This is a genomic window from Duganella callida, from assembly GCF_004614165.1.
Taxonomy (GTDB): Bacteria; Pseudomonadota; Gammaproteobacteria; order Burkholderiales; family Burkholderiaceae_D; genus Rugamonas; species Rugamonas callida.
In genome coordinates this window covers 12,576-29,347 of record NZ_SPVG01000248.1, presented here as the reverse complement: position 1 = coordinate 29,347, position 16,772 = coordinate 12,576, and the positions used below count along the sequence as shown (strand labels likewise).

Annotated in this window: 20 protein-coding genes; 10 read left to right on the top strand and 10 right to left on the bottom strand. The window is 62.6% G+C overall.

Annotated elements, in window-relative coordinates; genetic code table 11:
• Positions 1-182 precede the first annotated feature (182 nt).
• On the bottom strand, positions 183-452 hold the full coding sequence (gene rpsO / locus E4L98_RS25510) for a 30S ribosomal protein S15 (RefSeq protein WP_135204345.1): 270 nt from the start codon (positions 450-452) through the stop codon (positions 183-185).
• Positions 453-590: 138 nt separating this feature from the next.
• Between rpsO and bamE the strand changes: the two genes are divergently transcribed.
• Positions 591-1,076, top strand: coding sequence for an outer membrane protein assembly factor BamE domain-containing protein (gene bamE, locus E4L98_RS25505; protein ID WP_135204344.1), 486 nt, complete (start codon positions 591-593; stop codon positions 1,074-1,076).
• Positions 1,077-1,179: 103 nt separating this feature from the next.
• Positions 1,180-1,971: a hypothetical protein gene (locus E4L98_RS25500; RefSeq protein WP_135204343.1), complete on the top strand. Its 792-nt coding sequence runs from the start codon at positions 1,180-1,182 to the stop codon at positions 1,969-1,971.
• A 105-nt stretch (positions 1,972-2,076) separates the two neighbouring features.
• Here E4L98_RS25500 and E4L98_RS25495 read toward each other — a convergent pair whose 3' ends face one another.
• The 5 genes from E4L98_RS25495 to E4L98_RS25475 form a co-directional block, all read right to left on the bottom strand.
• Positions 2,077-2,991 carry a sugar kinase gene (locus E4L98_RS25495; RefSeq protein ID WP_135204342.1) on the bottom strand — a complete coding sequence of 305 codons (915 nt, stop codon included), beginning with the start codon at positions 2,989-2,991 and terminating at the stop codon, positions 2,077-2,079.
• Positions 2,988-4,535, bottom strand: a complete 1,548-nt coding sequence (locus E4L98_RS25490; protein ID WP_135204341.1) for a 2-isopropylmalate synthase — start codon at positions 4,533-4,535, stop codon at positions 2,988-2,990. Before E4L98_RS25490 ends, E4L98_RS25495 begins: the two co-directional genes overlap by 4 nt.
• Before the next feature lie 66 nt (positions 4,536-4,601).
• Positions 4,602-5,471: a CDP-diacylglycerol--serine O-phosphatidyltransferase gene (pssA, locus tag E4L98_RS25485; RefSeq protein WP_135204340.1), complete on the bottom strand. Its 870-nt coding sequence runs from the start codon at positions 5,469-5,471 to the stop codon at positions 4,602-4,604.
• 80 nt (positions 5,472-5,551) lie between these two features.
• A complete protein-coding gene (locus tag E4L98_RS25480; RefSeq protein WP_135204339.1) occupies positions 5,552-6,304 on the bottom strand; it encodes an SIMPL domain-containing protein in 753 nt (250 codons plus the stop codon).
• Positions 6,305-6,362: 58 nt separating this feature from the next.
• Positions 6,363-7,127, bottom strand: coding sequence for an SIMPL domain-containing protein (locus E4L98_RS25475; protein WP_135204338.1), 765 nt, complete (start codon positions 7,125-7,127; stop codon positions 6,363-6,365).
• A 477-nt stretch (positions 7,128-7,604) separates the two neighbouring features.
• On the opposite strand from E4L98_RS25475, the gene E4L98_RS25470 reads away from it, so the two are divergent.
• The 4 genes from E4L98_RS25470 to E4L98_RS25455 are packed head-to-tail and all read left to right on the top strand — an operon-like array spanning position 7,605 to position 9,538.
• Positions 7,605-7,844, top strand: a complete 240-nt coding sequence (locus E4L98_RS25470; protein ID WP_135204337.1) for a catalase family protein — start codon at positions 7,605-7,607, stop codon at positions 7,842-7,844.
• Positions 7,845-7,855: 11 nt separating this feature from the next.
• Positions 7,856-8,773 (top strand): catalase, encoded by a 918-nt coding sequence (locus E4L98_RS25465; protein ID WP_135204336.1) that lies wholly within the window; start codon positions 7,856-7,858, stop codon positions 8,771-8,773.
• Positions 8,774-8,777: 4 nt separating this feature from the next.
• The gene (locus E4L98_RS25460; protein ID WP_167761451.1) at positions 8,778-9,344 is read left to right on the top strand and encodes a sigma-70 family RNA polymerase sigma factor; all 567 of its coding nucleotides are present in this window, start codon (positions 8,778-8,780) and stop codon (positions 9,342-9,344) included.
• On the top strand, positions 9,344-9,538 hold the full coding sequence (locus E4L98_RS25455; RefSeq protein ID WP_167761450.1) for a zf-HC2 domain-containing protein: 195 nt from the start codon (positions 9,344-9,346) through the stop codon (positions 9,536-9,538). Before E4L98_RS25460 ends, E4L98_RS25455 begins: the two co-directional genes overlap by 1 nt.
• A 61-nt stretch (positions 9,539-9,599) precedes the next feature.
• Here E4L98_RS25455 and E4L98_RS25450 read toward each other — a convergent pair whose 3' ends face one another.
• The 4 genes from E4L98_RS25450 to E4L98_RS25435 all read right to left on the bottom strand — a co-directional run bounded on the left by E4L98_RS25450 (position 9,600) and on the right by E4L98_RS25435 (position 14,020).
• Positions 9,600-10,625 (bottom strand): DUF4351 domain-containing protein, encoded by a 1,026-nt coding sequence (locus E4L98_RS25450; RefSeq protein ID WP_167761449.1) that lies wholly within the window; start codon positions 10,623-10,625, stop codon positions 9,600-9,602.
• Between the two features lie 113 nt (positions 10,626-10,738).
• The gene (ilvC, locus tag E4L98_RS25445; protein WP_135204332.1) at positions 10,739-11,755 is read right to left on the bottom strand and encodes a ketol-acid reductoisomerase; all 1,017 of its coding nucleotides are present in this window, start codon (positions 11,753-11,755) and stop codon (positions 10,739-10,741) included.
• Between the two features lie 32 nt (positions 11,756-11,787).
• Positions 11,788-12,279 carry an acetolactate synthase small subunit gene (gene ilvN, locus E4L98_RS25440; RefSeq protein WP_135204331.1) on the bottom strand — a complete coding sequence of 164 codons (492 nt, stop codon included), beginning with the start codon at positions 12,277-12,279 and terminating at the stop codon, positions 11,788-11,790.
• Between the two features lies 1 nt (position 12,280).
• On the bottom strand, positions 12,281-14,020 hold the full coding sequence (locus tag E4L98_RS25435) for an acetolactate synthase 3 catalytic subunit (protein WP_135204330.1): 1,740 nt from the start codon (positions 14,018-14,020) through the stop codon (positions 12,281-12,283).
• A gap of 480 nt (positions 14,021-14,500) precedes the next feature.
• On the opposite strand from E4L98_RS25435, the gene E4L98_RS25430 reads away from it, so the two are divergent.
• The 4 genes from E4L98_RS25430 to E4L98_RS25415 are packed head-to-tail and all read left to right on the top strand — an operon-like array spanning position 14,501 to position 16,763.
• A complete protein-coding gene (locus E4L98_RS25430; RefSeq protein ID WP_135204329.1) occupies positions 14,501-15,070 on the top strand; it encodes an RNA polymerase sigma factor in 570 nt (189 codons plus the stop codon).
• The gene (locus tag E4L98_RS25425; protein ID WP_135204328.1) at positions 15,067-15,480 is read left to right on the top strand and encodes a DUF3619 family protein; all 414 of its coding nucleotides are present in this window, start codon (positions 15,067-15,069) and stop codon (positions 15,478-15,480) included. Before E4L98_RS25430 ends, E4L98_RS25425 begins: the two co-directional genes overlap by 4 nt.
• Before the next feature lie 46 nt (positions 15,481-15,526).
• Positions 15,527-16,246 (top strand): DUF3106 domain-containing protein, encoded by a 720-nt coding sequence (locus E4L98_RS31100; protein ID WP_267874929.1) that lies wholly within the window; start codon positions 15,527-15,529, stop codon positions 16,244-16,246.
• Positions 16,236-16,763 carry an RDD family protein gene (locus E4L98_RS25415; protein WP_135204326.1) on the top strand — a complete coding sequence of 176 codons (528 nt, stop codon included), beginning with the start codon at positions 16,236-16,238 and terminating at the stop codon, positions 16,761-16,763. Before E4L98_RS31100 ends, E4L98_RS25415 begins: the two co-directional genes overlap by 11 nt.
• Positions 16,764-16,772: the final 9 nt, after the last annotated feature.

Sequence of the window (16,772 nt, the reverse complement as noted above, 5' to 3'; positions counted from 1 at the left end):
TTTGCCGACAGATTTTCAGGAGCTGTCGTTCACCTCACCTGCGGGCGGCCGTTGTGACCGCCTTTACTGCCACTTCTACAACCACAAATTCCAGTTAGCAAGCTATCAACTCGCCCAATGACAAAATGCCCGCGTCAGCAAACTGGCGCAGGCATTTTGATTTAAGCCGGATAGCGCAAAAATTACTTACGCAGACCCAGTTTGGCGATCAGGTCGCGATAACGGTTCGCGTCCGAATTCTTCAGGTAGGACAGCAGGCTCTTACGACGGTTAACCATCTTGATCAGGCCACGGCGGGAGTGATGGTCCTTGGTGTGCTCTTTGAAGTGGGTGTTCAGTTCGTTGATGCGGGCGGTCAGCAGCGCAACTTGCACTTCTGGCGAGCCGGTATCGTTTTGGCCACGGGCGTTGTCCGCGATGATCGCGGCTTTGTTGATGTTTTCTACGGTCATGATATTTACCTTTAACATGCGGTGCGCGGAGTCGTAACCCTGCCCACCGTGATCGTTTCAAAAAGAACCTGGCCCGAAGACCAGACCCGGTAGTATAGCGGAAAAACCCCGAGGTGTACCGTTTTTTGAGGATCCGGCATGAAAAGGCTGCTGACACTGGCAATTCTGACCACTTCCCTGGCCGGCTGCGCCGCCATGCTGGCCCCGCCGCCGCAGCCCGGCGATGCGGAAGCGGCGGTGCGTCAGCGCCTGGGCACCCCGACCAATATCTACCAGGACGGCGCCGACACCCTGCTCGAATATGCCTGGGGACCGTGGGGCCAGTACACCTGGATGGCGCGGCTGGGGCCGGATCGGCGGCTGATCTCGTACGAACAGGTACTGACCAGCCAGAAGTTCGCCACCGTCAAGGTCGGCAAGGACACCAAGGAGACCATCCTGCGCACCTTCGGCCGGCCGACCCAGGTCACGCACTACTACAGCGTCGAGGGCGATGTCTGGCTGTACCGTTACAAGGAGCAGGACGTGTGGAACTCCATGATGTCGGTGGAATTCGACCGCCGTGGCGTGGTGCAAGCCATGGTCAACGGTCCGGACGAGGAGCGCGAGAACAAGCGCCGCTGAGGTAGGAACAGTCCCACGCAAATACCGGGTGTGCGCCGACTTGGAAAGCCGGGTTCGGTTGATATGATTTTCCCAATATTGATCGCAACCCAATGGAGTTTTCATGTCTGTCCGCACCAAAGCCATTTACGCCGCCTCCCTGCTTGCTCTGAGCGCCACCGCCTGGGCCGACCCAGCGCCGGCGCTGGACCGCGCCAGCGTCTCGGTCGGCGCGTTCTACACCGAACCGCACATCAGCTACGAAGGCGACACCAACTACGGCCGCATCGACACCGGCACCTACAAGGCCGACCACGTCACGCTGCCGCGCGTGAAAGCGCAGCTGCTGCTCGGCGACTCGCAAGGCTTCGACTTCGACTATTACCGCTACGACAAGAACTACACGCCATCGCTGAGCGGCAGCACCAACATCAACGGCCTGCCGCTGACCGGCAACGGCCGTCTGAACGCCAAGCTGAAACTGGATCTGGCCAACCTGGCGTATAAATGGTGGATCGGCAGCGGCAACGACGTATTCGGCATCGGCGTCGGCGCGGCGTATTACAAGGCGCAGGTGAAAGGCACGGCCAGTGGCGTGCTGAACGGCGTGTCCGGCAGCGGCGCCTATGACGAAAGCGAAGATGCCTTCGCGCCGCTGCTGGAGCTGGGCTGGCGCCACGCGGTGTCGGAAAACGTGCGCGTCTACGCCGACGCCTCGGGCATCCGCAAGAGCGGCGGCAAGATCACCGGCCACATCTACGGCGGCGCCGTGGGCGTGGAATGGTACGTGACGCCGGCGATCGGTGTGGTGGCTGAATACACCGCCAACAAGATCAAGTTGAACCGCGAGCGCGACGGTTCCGACCTCAACGTGCGCCTGAACGGCCCCGCCGCCTACGTCAAGTTCCGCTTCTAAACTCCGGTGGCAAACTCCGGGGTCAGGTCTTTCATTGCGTCACGGGCCCAGCTGTAGCAAACGCTACAGCTGGGCCCGTGACGCAATGAAAGACCTGACCCCGGATTAAACGGCGCGGACCTGGTCGGCGGTGGGGATGGGAGCGACCGCGCCGTGGCCCAGGGTCGACAGGCCGGCGGCGGTATTGGCGTAGCGCACCGCGTCGGCCAGGCTGTCGCCGGCGGCCAGTCGCGCCAGCAGGCTGCCGTCGAAGCAGTCGCCGGCGCCGGTGGCGTCCACGGCCTCGACGACGCGTGCTGCCATCAGCCGCGGCGCGTCGCCCTGTCCGGCATACCAGGCGCCCGATGGACCGGCTTTCAGCACCACCGTGCGTGCGCCATGCGCGCGGCACCAGGCAAAGATGGCCGGGATGTCGTCGGTGCCCGCCAGCGTCACCGCTTCGTCCAGGCTCGGCAGAAACAGGTCGGTCAGGGCGATGGTGGCGCAGATCGTTGCGCGGGCGCGCGCCAGCGGCCATAGCGACAGGCGCAGGTTCGGGTCGTAGCTGATCCTGGCGCCGGCCGCGCGCGCGATCCCGATGGCGGCAAATACGGTGTCGCAGGCGCTGGCGGAGATGGCTTGCGAAATGCCCGAGACGTGCAGCCAGCGCGTGCGCTGCGCCGGCCTCAGGTCCATCGTCTGCGGCTGCATGCGGCTGGCCGCAGAGCCGGCGCGCAGGTAGCTGAAGGCGTGCCCCTGCGATCCGTGGTTGACGAAATACAGTCCGGTCGGCGCCTGCGCGTCGCACGCCACCGCGCCGGTATCCACGCCTTCCTTTTGCCACAGGTCCAGCAGCATGCGGCCGAAATGGTCTTCCCCGACGCGACTCAGGTAGGCCGTGCGTGCGCCCTGGCGGCTGGCGGCGATCACCGCGTTGGAGGTGTCGCCGCCGAAACCCTGGCGGTATACAGGTTCGCTGGATTTGGCCTGGTTGAACTCGACCATTGCCTCGCCCAGCGCTACGACATCAAAATCACTCATGGTTGCGGATTCACTCGCTCGATTTTCGATTGCAGTTTGTTCAGCGCCGACAGGTAGGCCTTGGCCGAGGCCACGATGATGTCCGGGTCCGCGCCGACGCCGTTGACGATGCGGCCATCCCTGGACAAGCGCATGGTCACTTCGCCCTGCGACTGCGTGCCGGAGCTGATCGCGTTCACCGAAAACAGCACCAGTTCCGCGCCGCTGCCGACTTCTCCCTCGATGGCGTTGACGGTGGCATCGACCGGGCCGTCGCCCTTGCCGACGTTGCAGTGTTCTTCGCCATCGATATGGAACACGATTTTCGCGGTCGGCGTTTCGCCCGTGACGGAGCGCTGCTCCAGCGAGACGAAGCGGTAGTATTCATGCTCCTGCGACTGCTGCTCGTCCGACACCAGCGCCAGGATGTCCTCGTCGAAGATCTCGGCCTTGCGGTCGGCCAGTTCCTTGAAGCGTGCGAAGGCGGCATTGACTTCCGCCTCCGATTCCAGGTCGATGCCCAGTTCCTGCAAGCGCTGCTTGAAGGCGTTACGGCCAGACAGCTTGCCCAGCACGATCTTGGTCGCGGTCCAGCCCACGTCTTCGGCGCGCATGATCTCGTAGGTCTCGCGCGATTTCAGCATGCCGTCCTGGTGGATGCCGGAGGCGTGGGCGAACGCGTTCGCGCCCACCACCGCCTTGTTCGGCTGCACGGCGAAGCCGGTGATCTGCGACACCATCTTGGACGCCGCCACGATCTGCGTGGTGTCGATGCCGCATTCGAGGTTGTAATAGCCGCCGCGCGTACGCAGCGCCATCACCACCTCTTCCAGCGCGGTGTTGCCGGCACGCTCGCCGAGGCCATTGATGGTGCACTCGATCTGGCGCGCGCCGCCTATCATCACGCCGGCCAGCGAGTTGGCCACCGCCAGACCAAGGTCGTTATGGCAGTGCACCGACCACACGGCCTTGTCGGAATTGGGGATGCGCTCGCGCAGCCGGCGGATGGTTTCGCCGAACAGTTCGGGCACGGCGTAGCCCACCGTGTCCGGGAAGTTGATGGTGGTGGCGCCCTCCTCGATCACGCCTTCCAGCACGCGGCACAGGAATTCCTCGTCCGAGCGGCTGCCGTCTTCCGGGCTGAATTCGATGTCGTCGGTGTGCTGGCGTGCGAAGCGCACGGCGTTGCGCGCCTGCTCCAGCACCTGCTCCGGCAGCATGCGCAGCTTGGCTTCCATGTGCAGCCTGGAGGTGGCGATGAAGGTGTGGATGCGTTTGCGCTCGGCCGGCAGCAGCGCTTCCGCGGCGCGGGCGATGTCACGGTCGTTGGCGCGCGACAGCGAGCAGATGGTCGATTCGCGCACCGCCGAGGCGATCGCTTTGATGGCCTCGAAATCGCCGGGCGAGGCGGCGGCGAAGCCGGCTTCGATGACGTCCACGCGCAGGCGTTCCAGCTGCTTGGCGATGCGGACCTTTTCGTCCTTGGTCATCGACGCGCCCGGCGATTGCTCGCCGTCGCGCAGCGTGGTGTCGAAGATGATGAGGCGGTTGGATGAGTTGCTCATGATAGCTCCGTGGCTAGGCTAGATGCTGCGTTGCTGGAATCCCTCCGGGCCGGCCGCCCCGGTCACTTAGCGCCGTTCGCTCGGATCGTCGCTGTCCATGTCGGTCTGGATCAGGCTGACCTTCTTGCCCTTGGCCGCGCGCCAGGCGGCGACCAGGTAGCCGGACAGGCCATAGATCGCGAACAGCGGGAACAAGGTCACCGACGGCTTGATCGCGATCAGCGCCAGGCCCAGCGCGATCAGGAATACCGCGATGAACGGCACCGACTTGCGGAAGTTGACGTCCTTGAAGCTGTAGAACGGCACGTTGCTGACCATGGTCAGACCGGCGAACACCGCGATGCCCCACGAGGCCCAGCCCATGTCCAGGCCCGATACCTCCAGCTCCAGCATCATCAGGATCACGCCGGCCATCAGCGCCGCCGCCGATGGCGACGGCAGCCCCTGGAAGTAGCGCTTGTCCACCACCTCGATATTGGTGTTGAAGCGCGCCAGGCGCAGCGCGGCGCCGGCGCAGTAGACGAAAGCGGCGATCCAGCCAAGCTTGCCGAGGCCGCGCAGCGACCATTCATACATCACCAGCGCCGGCGCGGCGCCGAAGGACACCATGTCCGACAGCGAATCGTATTGCGCGCCGAATTCGCTCTGGGTGTTGGTCAGGCGCGCGACGCGGCCATCGAGCCCGTCGAGCACCATGGCGATGAAGATGGCCCAGGAGGCATGCTCGAACTTCTGGTTCATCGCCATGACGATGGCGTAGAAGCCGCAGAACAGCGCGGCCGTGGTGAAGGCGTTGGGCAGCAGATAAATGCCGCGATGACGCGGCCGGTCCAGATCCTCGCCGCGGGCACGGCGCGCAAAACGGCTGAAACGTGACGTTTTGGGCAGTTTGGCGATGGCCGCGTTCTTGGCGCGGCGGCGGGGGAAGTTGGGCATAGTGATCCGTTTCTCGTTATCCAATCATGTTGCGCCATCATTATAGAGGAGGAGACAACTTCTATTCTGCCCAATTTTGCCTACTTGAAGCGCACTTTGGCCACCAGCCGCATCTGCAGCGTGGTTTCGCCCGGCTCGAAGCTGGTTTCCTCGACGCCGGGCGGGATGTAGGGCGCAGGCGGCGGCGCAGCCATCATGCGCGCGCCGGTGACGCTGACGCGGTCGGTGTAATTGCCCGAACCTTCGAAGTCGACCGTATCCAGCACCGCGTCAGCGGGACTGCGGCCCATGGCTTTGGCGATGGCGGCGAAACGCTCATTGAAATTCTGCCAGGTGGCGGCGATGCGCTGGTCTTCCAGCTGTTTGGTGGTTTCGGGCGTCAGACTGAAATAGACGCCGCTCAGGCTCATGATGTTCTGCGCGGCGGCCACGGTCCTGGGCAGAGTGTCGAGATGGGTGGTCACCACCTGCAGCGACTGGCCGACGCGCCAGGCGGTCGCCACGCGCGGCTTGCGAGTCTGGCCCGGCTGCAGCGGCGGCTCTTCTGGATAGACCGGGTAAGTGTAATAGTTCTGGGTCTTCAGGCTGGCCTGCGGGTCCTGCTTCCTGACGATCTCCAGCCCCTGCTTCATCTTCTGGTTGACGCGCGAGGCGGCAGCGGCCTTGTCCTTGTCGACTTCCTCTACCGTCAAGGTGACGGTGGCCTGGTCGTTGACGTGTCTGACCTCACCGTCGGCCGGCACCACCAGCAGCGCGCCGGAGGTCGGCAGCGACTGGGCATGGATGGCAAGCGTGCAAACGGATAAGGAAACGGCAGCGGCGAGTTGTTTCATGACCTGGCTCCATCGTTAAAATAAGAGCAAGTCTAACCCACCGCGCCGCGGCGCGCGCTTATTTGAAACGCACCTTGCCGACCAGCTGCATCTGCAGCGTGGTTTCGCCCGGCTCGAAGCTCGGCTCGGCCACCTCGCTCATATCTGCGGTCTTCATGCGCATCGCCATCATCGGCACCGGGGCCGGGCGGCCTTCGGCGTAATTGCCGGAACCTTCGAAATCGATGGTATCGACCACCGCATCGCCAACCTTGCGGCCCATGGCATTGGCGATCGAATTGATGCGCTCATTCAGATTCTTGTAAGTGGCGGCGATGCGCTCATCGTCCAGCTTTTTGGTGGTTTCGGGCGTCAGGCCGAAATTAATCGCATTCAGGGTCAGTACTTTCTGCGCCGCGGCCACCGTCCTGGGCAGCTTGTCCAGGCTGGTGGTGGTCACCTGCAGATACTGGCCGACGCGCCAGGCGGTCGGCACGCGCTGCTTGACCACCTGGCCGTTCGGCAGCGGACGCTCTTCCGGATAGACGGGATAGGTGTAATAGCCCTGCGTCTTCAGGCTGGCCTGCGGATCCTCCTTCTTCACGATCTCCACGCCCTGCTTCATCCTGGTATTCACGCGCGACGCGGCGGCGGCCTTGTCCTTGTCCTGCTCCTCGATGGCCAGCATCACGACCGCCTGATCGTTGGCATGTTTGACCTCACCATAGGCCGGCACCACCACCAGCGTGCCGGCCGTCGGCAGGGAGTCGCTCGGAGCGGCGTGCGCGGCCATTGCGATAGACGTGATCGCGGCAACGGCGGCGAAGTTCTTCATGATAGTCATACGGGCTCCAATGTTAAGGTTAAGACAAGCCGCACTTTACCCGAATTTCCCTGACGCACCTGTAAGACATGGTGAGTCTTTGTAACAAGATTCGGGTGGCGAAGGCGAGAAAAAAACAGGTGTAACAAACGCTGCGCTTCTCCGACTTAACAGCAAGAGCACACTTTTGGAGAAGCCATGAAAACACCCTTACTTGCCGCCGGCGCCCTGATGCTGGGCATGCAGATGCCGGCCCATGCCCAGACAGACAACCCGGTCGCCCAGATCGACGCCCTAACGGCACTTTCGGCAAACACGCCGGCAAGCGCGCCTCCCACGCCAAGGGCTTCTGCGCCAAAGGCGAGTTCACGCCGGCCGCCAACATCGACCGACTGGTGAAGAGTCCATTCTTCGCCACACCAAAGCTGGATACCACGGTGCGCTTTCCTCGAGGAAGAACTCAAAACCCGCATCGCCTCCAGACCGGCCGAATTCACCATGTACGCGCAATTGCCCGCGGCCGGCGATCCGCTCACCGATTCGTCGCAGCCATGGACAGGAAAAGAGCGCGTCGCGTTGGGCAAGCTGCGCGTAACAGGCCTGGCCGGCCAGGAAACCTGCGTCGGCCTGGTATTCATGCCCGTCACGCTGCCGACCGGGATTACAGCATCGGATGACAGCATCCTCGCCGCGCGCGCACCGGCTTATGCCGTATCGCTCGGCCGACGTTCACAATAAGGAGAAACAACATGACTTCCACGACGATCGCACCAGCGGCCATGGTCGACGCCCTGAACAACACCTTCGGCAAGCACGCCGGCAAGCGCGCCTCGCACGCCAAGGGCTTGTGCGCGCACGGCGCCTTCACGCCCACGCCCGAAGTGCAAAAATTTGTCGACGGTCCGCTGTTCAGCCGAGGTACACTGAAAGCCATCCTGCGCTTCTCGGTCGGCGGCGGCAATCCAGGCGTCTCGGACAAGAGCCGCTCGGTACGCGGCCTGTCCATGCGCCTGAGCGGCGGAGAAGACTTCTGGGATCTGCTGCTGATCTCGGAGCCGGTTTTTTTCGCCGCCACACCGGAGTCTTTCGTGAGCTTTCTTGCCGCCCGCGTGCCCGATACTGAAACCCAAAAACCCGACCCGCAGAAGGTCGCCGCCCACAACGCCCGCTTCCCTGACTGCACCCGCCAGCCGGCGCTGCTGGCCGCACATGCGGCGCCGGCGTCGTACGCGAGCACGCCCTATTATTCGAATAATGCCTTTATCTTCCAGGCGGAGGACGGCCGCCGGCAGACGGCGCGCATCATCGCCACGCCGGCCATCGGTACGCGTTATCTGACGGACGACGAGGAGCAGCAGTTCCCGGACAACTTCCTGCAGGACGAGCTGACGCGGCGCCTCAACCGGGAGCCGGTGGAATTCGAGCTGTATGCGCAGTTGCCGGCCGACGGCGATTCGCTGGACGATCCCAGCCAGCATTGGGTCGGCGCCGGCATGGTGAGTCTGGGTCGCCTGCGCGTCACCGCGCTCGATGACAGCCAGGCTTGCGACGACGTGCTGTTCGTGCCGCTGAATCTGCCGGCGGGCATTGCGGTTTCCGACGATCCCATCCTGCATGCGCGTGGCGCCGCCTACGGCATTTCGCTGGCCCGCAGGAAAAAGGATTGAGGCCATGAGTCCCTCGGGAACCGATGTCTGGCAGCAGGTGGCACAGGAACGGCCGTTCCTGCTACGGCTCGCGCGCCTGCAACTGGCCTCCGCCGCCGACGCGGAAGACGCGGTACAGGAGGCGCTGCTGGGCGCGATGCACGGCTGGAGCAGCTACCGCGGCATGGCCAACCTGCGCAGCTGGCTGACCGCCATCCTGCGCAACAAGATCGTCGACGCGATCCGCCGCCGCAGCCAGCTGAGGTTCGACTGCCCGGAGCCGGGCGACGAGCACGAATTCGACGCGCTCTTCACGGCCGACAATGCCTGGCATCCGGACGTTTTCATCGACACCGTCTGCAGCGTCAGGAAGGCGGAGGAGAACGAGCTGCTCGACATCGTCGAACTGTGCATGAACCGCCTGCCGGAAGAAACGGCTCGGCTGTTCCTGATGCGCGAATACCTGGGCATGGAGCTGGCTGAAATCGAGGAACGCTGCACTGTCAGCGCCGGCAATTTACGTGTGATTTTGTACCGCGCCCGCATGCGCTTGCGCGAATGCGCCGTGCGCGGCTGGGGAGAACTGGAATGATGGCAAAACCTATAACCTGCCGCGAGACGACCTATCTGGTCATCGGCGCGCGCGACGAGCCGCTGTCGTCGTCCGAGATAGACGCGCTGGCGGAGCACCTGAAAACCTGCAGCCACTGTCAGGTCGCCAACAAACAGTTTAGCCAGTTGTTCGCGCAGCTGGACACGCTGCTGGCGCGCGACGTCAAGCCTTAACCTTGGGCAGCGAGGCAAGCATCAGCGCACCTCGCTGCGCCAGGATCACTGAGGTTGGCGTTCATTCGAACAGCTGTTTCAATGATTGCGCTTCTGGTAGTGCATCGCTCCAGGCCTCCAGCTGCACCAGGCTGGCTTTCTTCAGCTTGCTACGTACGGTCTTGGGCAGTGCGCCGAAACGTCTGATCAGCTGTCGCTCGACTAAAGCCAGTGCTTCTTCTTTCCGCCCCTGCTCAAGGCCGTCGATCCGACCTTGCTGCCGGCCCTCCTCCCTGCCTTGTTCCTTGCCTTGCTCAAGACCTTTCTTCAGGCCCTGCTGCCAGCCCTTGTCGATAAAGGACTGCTCCAATGGGCTGATCCATTCCATGTTCTGCTCCTTTTCCAGCGCAAGAACGGCCCGCCAGTAACGCCGCTGATATGGTTCAGGCAAAGCCATCATCCAGTTGATCACTTTGAACAAGGTGATTATCCGCTGTTTTCCCCACCCGTGCTGATATAGAAGCTTGGTCATTTGCCACTTCGCCGCGTATAACCGATTGAGATTATGTCGGGCTTGCTGCGTGCGCAGATGGGCGAGCGTGATCCAGGCGAACGGGTTGTGCGAGGCCAGCAATTGATCGACTTTTACCGTGTAATCCAGCAGCTTGGCCGTGGCGAAGGAAATCCCCATCACTGTTCCCAGCACCTCGATATGGAATGCATGTGGGCGCCAGTTCGGATCTTCATCGGCCAACAGCACCAAACTGGCGACCGGCTGCGCATATTCGGTGAAAATCCGGTAGTTATAGTCGAGCACGCGCCGCGCCAGCACGGTATCGCGTTGCGCCTGAACTTCGATGTGAATCAACACCCATTGCACGCGGCCGTCATGCAATGCGACCTCGACCAGCTTATCGGCGATCAGACCATCAGGGATACCGCCGAATTTGATGCCGGCCAGCTCCTTGTCGCGAAAGCGCGGTCGCCTGGTCCAGTCGATCTCGGCATGGAGAGCGGCGAAAAAGAAGGCCATGAAGTCCCGGAACGCATGGGTCAATGCGGTTTTCCAGGGCGAATCATAACGGGCGGCAGGGGCGGCGGTCGGCATCCGGCCAGTGTATGACCATGTCGCCTCTTCCCGCATTGAGGTAATACAAAGGCCCCGTCCGACGAATAAAAAAGCCGGCACACGGCCGGCTTTTTGCTTGCAGAGGAAGCCGCTTAGTTCTTCGACTGGTCGACCATCTTGTTCTTGGCGATCCAGGGCATCATGGCACGCAGCTTGGCGCCGACTTCTTCGATCTGGTGCTCGGCGGTCAGGCGGCGGCGCGAGATCAGGGTCGGGGCGCCGGCCTTGTTTTCCAGGATGAAGGACTTGGCGTATTCGCCGGTCTGGATGTCCTTCAGGCACTGGCGCATCGCGTCCTTGGTGGCCGAGGTTACGACTTTCGGACCGGTCACGTACTCGCCGTACTCGGCGTTGTTCGAAATCGAGTAGTTCATGTTGGCGATGCCGCCTTCGTAGATCAGGTCGACGATCAGCTTCAGCTCGTGCAGGCACTCGAAGTAAGCCATCTCCGGCGCATAACCGGCTTCCACCAGGGTTTCGAAACCGGCCTTGATCAGCTCGACGGTACCGCCACACAGCACGGCCTGTTCGCCAAACAAATCGGTCTCGGTCTCTTCACGGAAGTTGGTTTCGATGATGCCGGCCTTGCCGCCGCCGTTGGCCGAGGCGTACGACAGGGCGATGTCGCGCGCGCTGCCCGACTTGTCCTGGTAGACGGCGATCAGGTGCGGCACGCCGCCGCCCTGGGTGTAGGTGGCGCGCACGGTGTGGCCCGGGGCTTTCGGCGCCACCATGATCACGTCCAGGTCGGCGCGCGGCACGACCTGGCCATAGTGCACGTTGAAGCCGTGGGCGAAGGCCAGCACCGCGCCTTCCTTGGCGTTCGGCGCGACGTTTTCATTGTAGACCTGGGCGATGTTCTCGTCCGGCAGCAGGATCATGATGACGTCGGCGGCCTTGACGGCTTCATTCACTTCCGCGACCTTCAAGCCGGCCTTCTCGACCTTCTGCCACGAGGCGCCACCCTTGCGCAGGCCGACGGTGACGTTGACGCCGGAATCGCTCAGGTTCTGCGCGTGGGCGTGACCCTGCGAACCGTAGCCGATGATGGCAACGTTCTTGCCTTTGATGAGGGAGAGGTCAGCGTCTTTGTCGTAGAAAACTTTCATGTTCATTCCTAATTAAAATCGTTATAAATCGTTTATACCTTGAGGATACGTTCGCCGCGTCCGATGCCGGAACCGCCGGTACGGACCGTCTCCAGGATGGAGGTGCGGTCGATCGAATCGATGAAGGCGTCGAGCTTGCTCTTGGCGCCGGTCAGTTCGATCGTGTAGCTCTTTTCGGTGACGTCGATGATGCGGCCGCGGAAGATGTCGGCGGTACGCTTCATTTCCTCGCGTTCCTTGCCGACCGCGCGCACCTTGATCAGCATCAATTCGCGCTCGATGTGCTGGCCTTCGGTCAGGTCCACCACCTTGACCACCTCGATCAGGCGGTTCAGGTGCTTGGTGATCTGCTCGATGATGTCGTCGGAACCGGTGGTGACGATGGTCATGCGCGACAGCGTCGGATCTTCGGTCGGCGCCACGGTCAGCGTTTCGATGTTGTAGCCGCGGGCCGAGAACAGGCCCACCACGCGCGACAGCGCGCCGGCTTCGTTTTCCAGCAAGACAGAAATAATGTGTCGCATGTCAGAGATCCTCCGAGCCCAGCAGCATTTCGGAGAGGCCCTTGCCCGCCTTAACCATAGGCCAGACGTTTTCTCCCTGATCGGTGATGAAGTTCATGAAGACCAGCTTGTCCTTCATGGCAAATGCATCGCGCAGCGCGCCGTCCACATCGCCCGGCTTTTCGATGCGCATGCCGACGTGGCCATAGGCCTCGGCCAGCTTCTCGAAGTTGGGCAGCGAATCCATGTAGGACTCGGAATAGCGCGAACCGTAGTCGATCTGCTGCCACTGGCGCACCATGCCGAGGAAACGGTTGTTCAGCATGATGATCTTGGGCGTCAGGTGATACTGCTTGCAGGTCGCCAGCTCCTGGATGCACATCTGGATCGATCCCTCGCCGGTGACGCAGGCGACGGTCGCATCGGGATTGGCCATCTGCACGCCCATGGCGTACGGCAGGCCGACGCCCATGGTGCCCAGGCCGCCCGAGTTGATCCAGCGCTTGGGTTTGTCGAAGCCATAGTACTGCGCGGCCCACATCTGGTGCTGGCCGACATCGGAGGTGATGAAGGCGTCGCCTTTGGTCACTTCCCACAGCTTCTGCACCACTGCCTGCGGCTTGATCACCAGGTCGGAGGTCGGGAACTTCAGGCAATCGCGGCCGCGCCATTCCTCGATCTGCTTCCACCAGGTTTTCAGCGCGGGCTGATTCGGCTTGGCGTCGGCGGCGTCCAGCTGCGACAGGAATTCGACCAGCACGTCCTTGACGTTGCCGACGATCGGAATGTCCACCTTCACGCGCTTGGAAATCGACGACGGGTCGATGTCGACGTGGATGATCTTGCGCGGGTTGCTGGCGAAGTGTTTCGGATTGCCGATCACACGGTCGTCGAAGCGCGCGCCGATGGCGATCAGCACGTCGCAGTTCTGCATCGCCATGTTGGCTTCATACGTGCCGTGCATGCCCGGCATGCCGACGAATTTCTCGTTGCTGGCGGGGTAGGCGCCCAGGCCCATCAGCGTATTGGTGACGGGGAAGCCGAGCTTGTCGACCAGCTTGTTCAGTTCCGGCGCGGCATTCGCCAGGATCACGCCGCCGCCCGTGTAGATCATCGGACGTTCGGCCTGCAGCAGCAGCTGCACGGCTTTGCGGATCTGGCCGGCGTGGCCCTTGTCCACCGGACGGTAGGAACGCATCTCGACCTCTTTCGGGTACGAGTACGTGGTCTTGTGCATGGAAATATCCTTCGGGATATCGACCAGCACGGGGCCGGGACGGCCGGTACGGGCGATAAAGAAGGCTTTCTTGATGGTTTCCGCCAGTTCCTTGACGTCCTTCACCAGGAAGTTGTGCTTGACCACCGGGCGGGTGATGCCGACGGTGTCGCATTCCTGGAAGGCGTCCTGGCCGATGGCGTGGCTGGGCACCTGGCCCGAGATCACCACCATGGGAATCGAATCCATGTAGGCGGTGGACAGACCGGTCACCGCATTGGTCACGCCCGGACCGGAGGTCACCAGCGCGACACCAACCTTGTTCGAGGAGCGCGAGTAAGCATCGGCGGCGTGGATCGCGGCCTGCTCGTGGCGTACCAGTACGTGTTGGAATTTGTCCTGCTTGAAGATGGCGTCGTAAATGTACAGAACGGCACCGCCGGGATAGCCAAAGACGTGCTCAACGCCCTCTTCGGCCAGACAGCGCACGACGATTTCCGCGCCTGTAAGTTGCCCACCAGATTGTGAAGATGCTTCGGTATTCATGAAACATTCCTTTCAAGGTCCATAGGAGATTGATCGGATGCTCTAGCCATGCGAAGTACGAATACCGCTACAGCTCTGCCCAGCTTCCCTTTATTTATGCGGTCGCACTGCCTCTTCCGCCAACCGTAGTGACGTGCAAAGCGGTGCTAGCGCAAACTCTCGTTTGGCCGGGTTTTCCGTAGTGGTGCCGCATACCTCTCGCGCTTGTGGCGCGGGTGAGAGCAAACTGCCTACTAAATGAAAGCGCGTCGTGTCGATGCGGCGTTGTGTGCCTGCTGCGACCAGACCATAGAGCTTCGGGGTTGTTCAAAGCGTTCCATACGGTACACCGCCACACCGAATTAAACAAGGAAAAAATGGCAAATCCTGCCTGACTCATGCAAATCGCCGCGGTTTTGATGTAAAAACATGCAAATCGGGCCGATTTTTGCTAGCATGCGCCTCAGTTCAAAACACCCGGCAGCACCCCTTCCGCCCACGATGGCCACAGACAAAGAATTATCCGATTTCCTCGAAAGCGTCGAGCGGCGTGCCTTCAAACAAGCCGTCTATGCCGTGCGCAAGGACGAGTCGGCGCTGGACATCGTCCAGGACGCCATGATCAAGCTGGCCGAGAAATACGGCGACAAGCCGGCCGCCGAACTGCCGATGCTGTTCCAGCGCATCCTGCAGACCACCATCCTCGATTACTTCCGCCGCGAAAAGGTGCGCAACACCTGGGTCAGCCTGTTTTCCGGCATGGGCCCCGCGGGCGACGAGCACGAGGACTTTGATATACTCGAATCGTATGCCGCCGAGGCCGGCTCCGAGGCCGCCGAATCGAGCGCGGACAAGATCGAACGCCAGCAGATGCTGGCCATCATCGACGCCGAAGTGCAAAAGCTGCCGGCGCGTCAACGCGAAGCCTTCCTGATGCGTTATTGGCAGGATATGGACGTGGCCGAGACGGCCGAGGCCATGGGCTGCTCGGAAGGCAGCGTCAAAACGCATTGCTCACGTGCAACACATGCGCTGGCCGGGGCGCTGGCAGCCAAGGGAATTAAATTATGAACACCGACGATCTGAATTTCGCTTACAAAGTGCGCCACGCGCTCAATGAAAAGCTGGACGAGCTGCCCGCATCGACCACAGACCGCCTGGCGCAGGCGCGCAAGCTGGCGCTCGCCCGCAAGAAAGCGCATGTCGAGACGCCGTTGTCCGTGCGCGTGAGCAAGACGGAACTGGCCACGGCCGGCGGCGGCATCGGCGGCTTCTTCTCGCAGTTCAGCTGGCTGGGCAAGGCCAGCATGGCGATCCCCGCCCTGGCGCTGGTGATCGGCATGGCCGGCATCTACCAGTACGAGCAGCAGGAGCGCATCGCCGACCTGGCCGACATCGATGCTGCCGTGCTGGCGGACGAACTGCCGCCGACCGCCTACCTGGATCACGGTTTCAACGCCTATCTGTCGCAAAGCGAGTAACGGGATGGCATTGAGCAGTCGCGCCAAGTGGGGTACGGGAGCAGCGGTGTTAGCGGTAGCAGTGGCTGGCGCGGCTTGGGTAGGTTCGCGGCCCGACGCGCCGGACCTCGTCAAGGCGCCGGTGGCGGCAGTCAGCGGCAACGCCAAGGCACAGGACAAGACGCGTTGGAAGGATCTGACGCCGATCCAGCAAAAGGCGCTGGAGCCGCTGGCCGGCGAGTGGGACCAGATGGAGCCGGTGCGCAAGCAGAAATGGTTGGGCATCGCCCAGCGCTGGGCCAGAATGAAGCCGGACGAGCAGGCCCGCGTGCAGGAGCGCATGCGCGAGTGGGTGCGCATGACGCCGGAACAACGCAGCCAGGTCCGCAAGAATTTCACCCGCGCGCAAAAGCTGGATCCGACGCAGAAATCGGTGTCGTGGGAGAACTACCAGCAACTGTCCGACGAGCAGAAGAAGCAGCTGGCGGCCAAGGCGGCCACCAAGAAGCAGGTCGCCAATCTGCCGACCGCGGCGCAGTCGCGCATGCACACGGTGGCGCCGATCAAGCCGGCCGTGCCGCCGGCCACGCCGGGCGTGGCCACGCCGGTGGTGCCGCCCGTCGTGCCGGCGACCGACGTGAATGCCGCATTGCCCAATGCCTCCAACGTGACGCCAGTGCCGACCGGTCCCGGCGCGCCGGTGCCGCCGGCGCCCGTTGCGGCACCGGCGACCGCCGCGCCAGCCTCGTCCGCACCGCCCCAACCTGCCCCTGCCGATGTCAAATAATCCCGCCACGACCAATCCGACCGTCAAGCGCCGCCTGATCTCGATGGTGTATGAAACCCTGCTCGGCTTTGCCGTGCTGTTCCTGCCCTTCCTGGTGTTTGAAGTGGCGACTGGCGCCCGCCATACGCCCGTGATCGAGCACATGCGCCAGGCGCTGGCCTTCCTGGTGCTGGGGTTTTATTTCATCCACCAGTGGCGGCGCGACGGCCAGACGCTGGCCATGAAAACCTGGCGCATGAAATTGGTCGGCGTCGACGGCGGCGGCATCAGCACGCGCGCCGCCACCTTGCGCTATCTGCTGAGCTGGCTGTGGATCCTGCCAGCATTGATCGTCGCGCTGGCGCTGGACCTCCACCGCTGGCAGGCGCTGGGCGCGATCCTGGCCGGCATTCTGCTGTGGTCGCTCACGGCCTTCCTCGACAAGGACCGCCAGTTCCTGCACGACAAACTGGCCGGTACGCGCCTGGTCCAGCTGCCACCGTTGCCAAAAAAGAAGAAAGCTGCGGCAGCGGTGTAATTTCAATAA

Bases quoted from the DNA above. Each gene is read 5' to 3' on its own strand.
- E4L98_RS25480 (WP_135204339.1), bottom strand. From the start codon at position 6,304: ATGAAACAACTCGCCGCTGCCGTTTCCTTATCCGTTTGCACGCTTGCC.
- E4L98_RS25430 (WP_135204329.1), top strand. From the start codon at position 14,501: ATGGCCACAGACAAAGAATTATCCGATTTCCTCGAAAGCGTCGAGCGG.
- E4L98_RS25450 (WP_167761449.1), bottom strand. From the start codon at position 10,625: ATGCCGACCGCCGCCCCTGCCGCCCGTTATGATTCGCCCTGGAAAACC.
- rpsO (WP_135204345.1), bottom strand. From the start codon at position 452: ATGACCGTAGAAAACATCAACAAAGCCGCGATCATCGCGGACAACGCC.
- E4L98_RS25415 (WP_135204326.1), top strand. From the start codon at position 16,236: ATGTCAAATAATCCCGCCACGACCAATCCGACCGTCAAGCGCCGCCTG.
- pssA (WP_135204340.1), bottom strand. From the start codon at position 5,471: ATGCCCAACTTCCCCCGCCGCCGCGCCAAGAACGCGGCCATCGCCAAA.
- E4L98_RS25470 (WP_135204337.1), top strand. From the start codon at position 7,605: ATGTACGCGCAATTGCCCGCGGCCGGCGATCCGCTCACCGATTCGTCG.
- E4L98_RS25465 (WP_135204336.1), top strand. From the start codon at position 7,856: ATGACTTCCACGACGATCGCACCAGCGGCCATGGTCGACGCCCTGAAC.
- E4L98_RS25425 (WP_135204328.1), top strand. From the start codon at position 15,067: ATGAACACCGACGATCTGAATTTCGCTTACAAAGTGCGCCACGCGCTC.
- E4L98_RS25435 (WP_135204330.1), bottom strand. From the start codon at position 14,020: ATGAATACCGAAGCATCTTCACAATCTGGTGGGCAACTTACAGGCGCG.
- E4L98_RS25495 (WP_135204342.1), bottom strand. From the start codon at position 2,991: ATGAGTGATTTTGATGTCGTAGCGCTGGGCGAGGCAATGGTCGAGTTC.
- ilvN (WP_135204331.1), bottom strand. From the start codon at position 12,279: ATGCGACACATTATTTCTGTCTTGCTGGAAAACGAAGCCGGCGCGCTG.
- E4L98_RS25490 (WP_135204341.1), bottom strand. From the start codon at position 4,535: ATGAGCAACTCATCCAACCGCCTCATCATCTTCGACACCACGCTGCGC.
- E4L98_RS25475 (WP_135204338.1), bottom strand. From the start codon at position 7,127: ATGACTATCATGAAGAACTTCGCCGCCGTTGCCGCGATCACGTCTATC.
- ilvC (WP_135204332.1), bottom strand. From the start codon at position 11,755: ATGAAAGTTTTCTACGACAAAGACGCTGACCTCTCCCTCATCAAAGGC.
- E4L98_RS25460 (WP_167761451.1), top strand. From the start codon at position 8,778: ATGAGTCCCTCGGGAACCGATGTCTGGCAGCAGGTGGCACAGGAACGG.
- E4L98_RS25455 (WP_167761450.1), top strand. From the start codon at position 9,344: ATGGCAAAACCTATAACCTGCCGCGAGACGACCTATCTGGTCATCGGC.
- E4L98_RS25500 (WP_135204343.1), top strand. From the start codon at position 1,180: ATGTCTGTCCGCACCAAAGCCATTTACGCCGCCTCCCTGCTTGCTCTG.
- bamE (WP_135204344.1), top strand. From the start codon at position 591: ATGAAAAGGCTGCTGACACTGGCAATTCTGACCACTTCCCTGGCCGGC.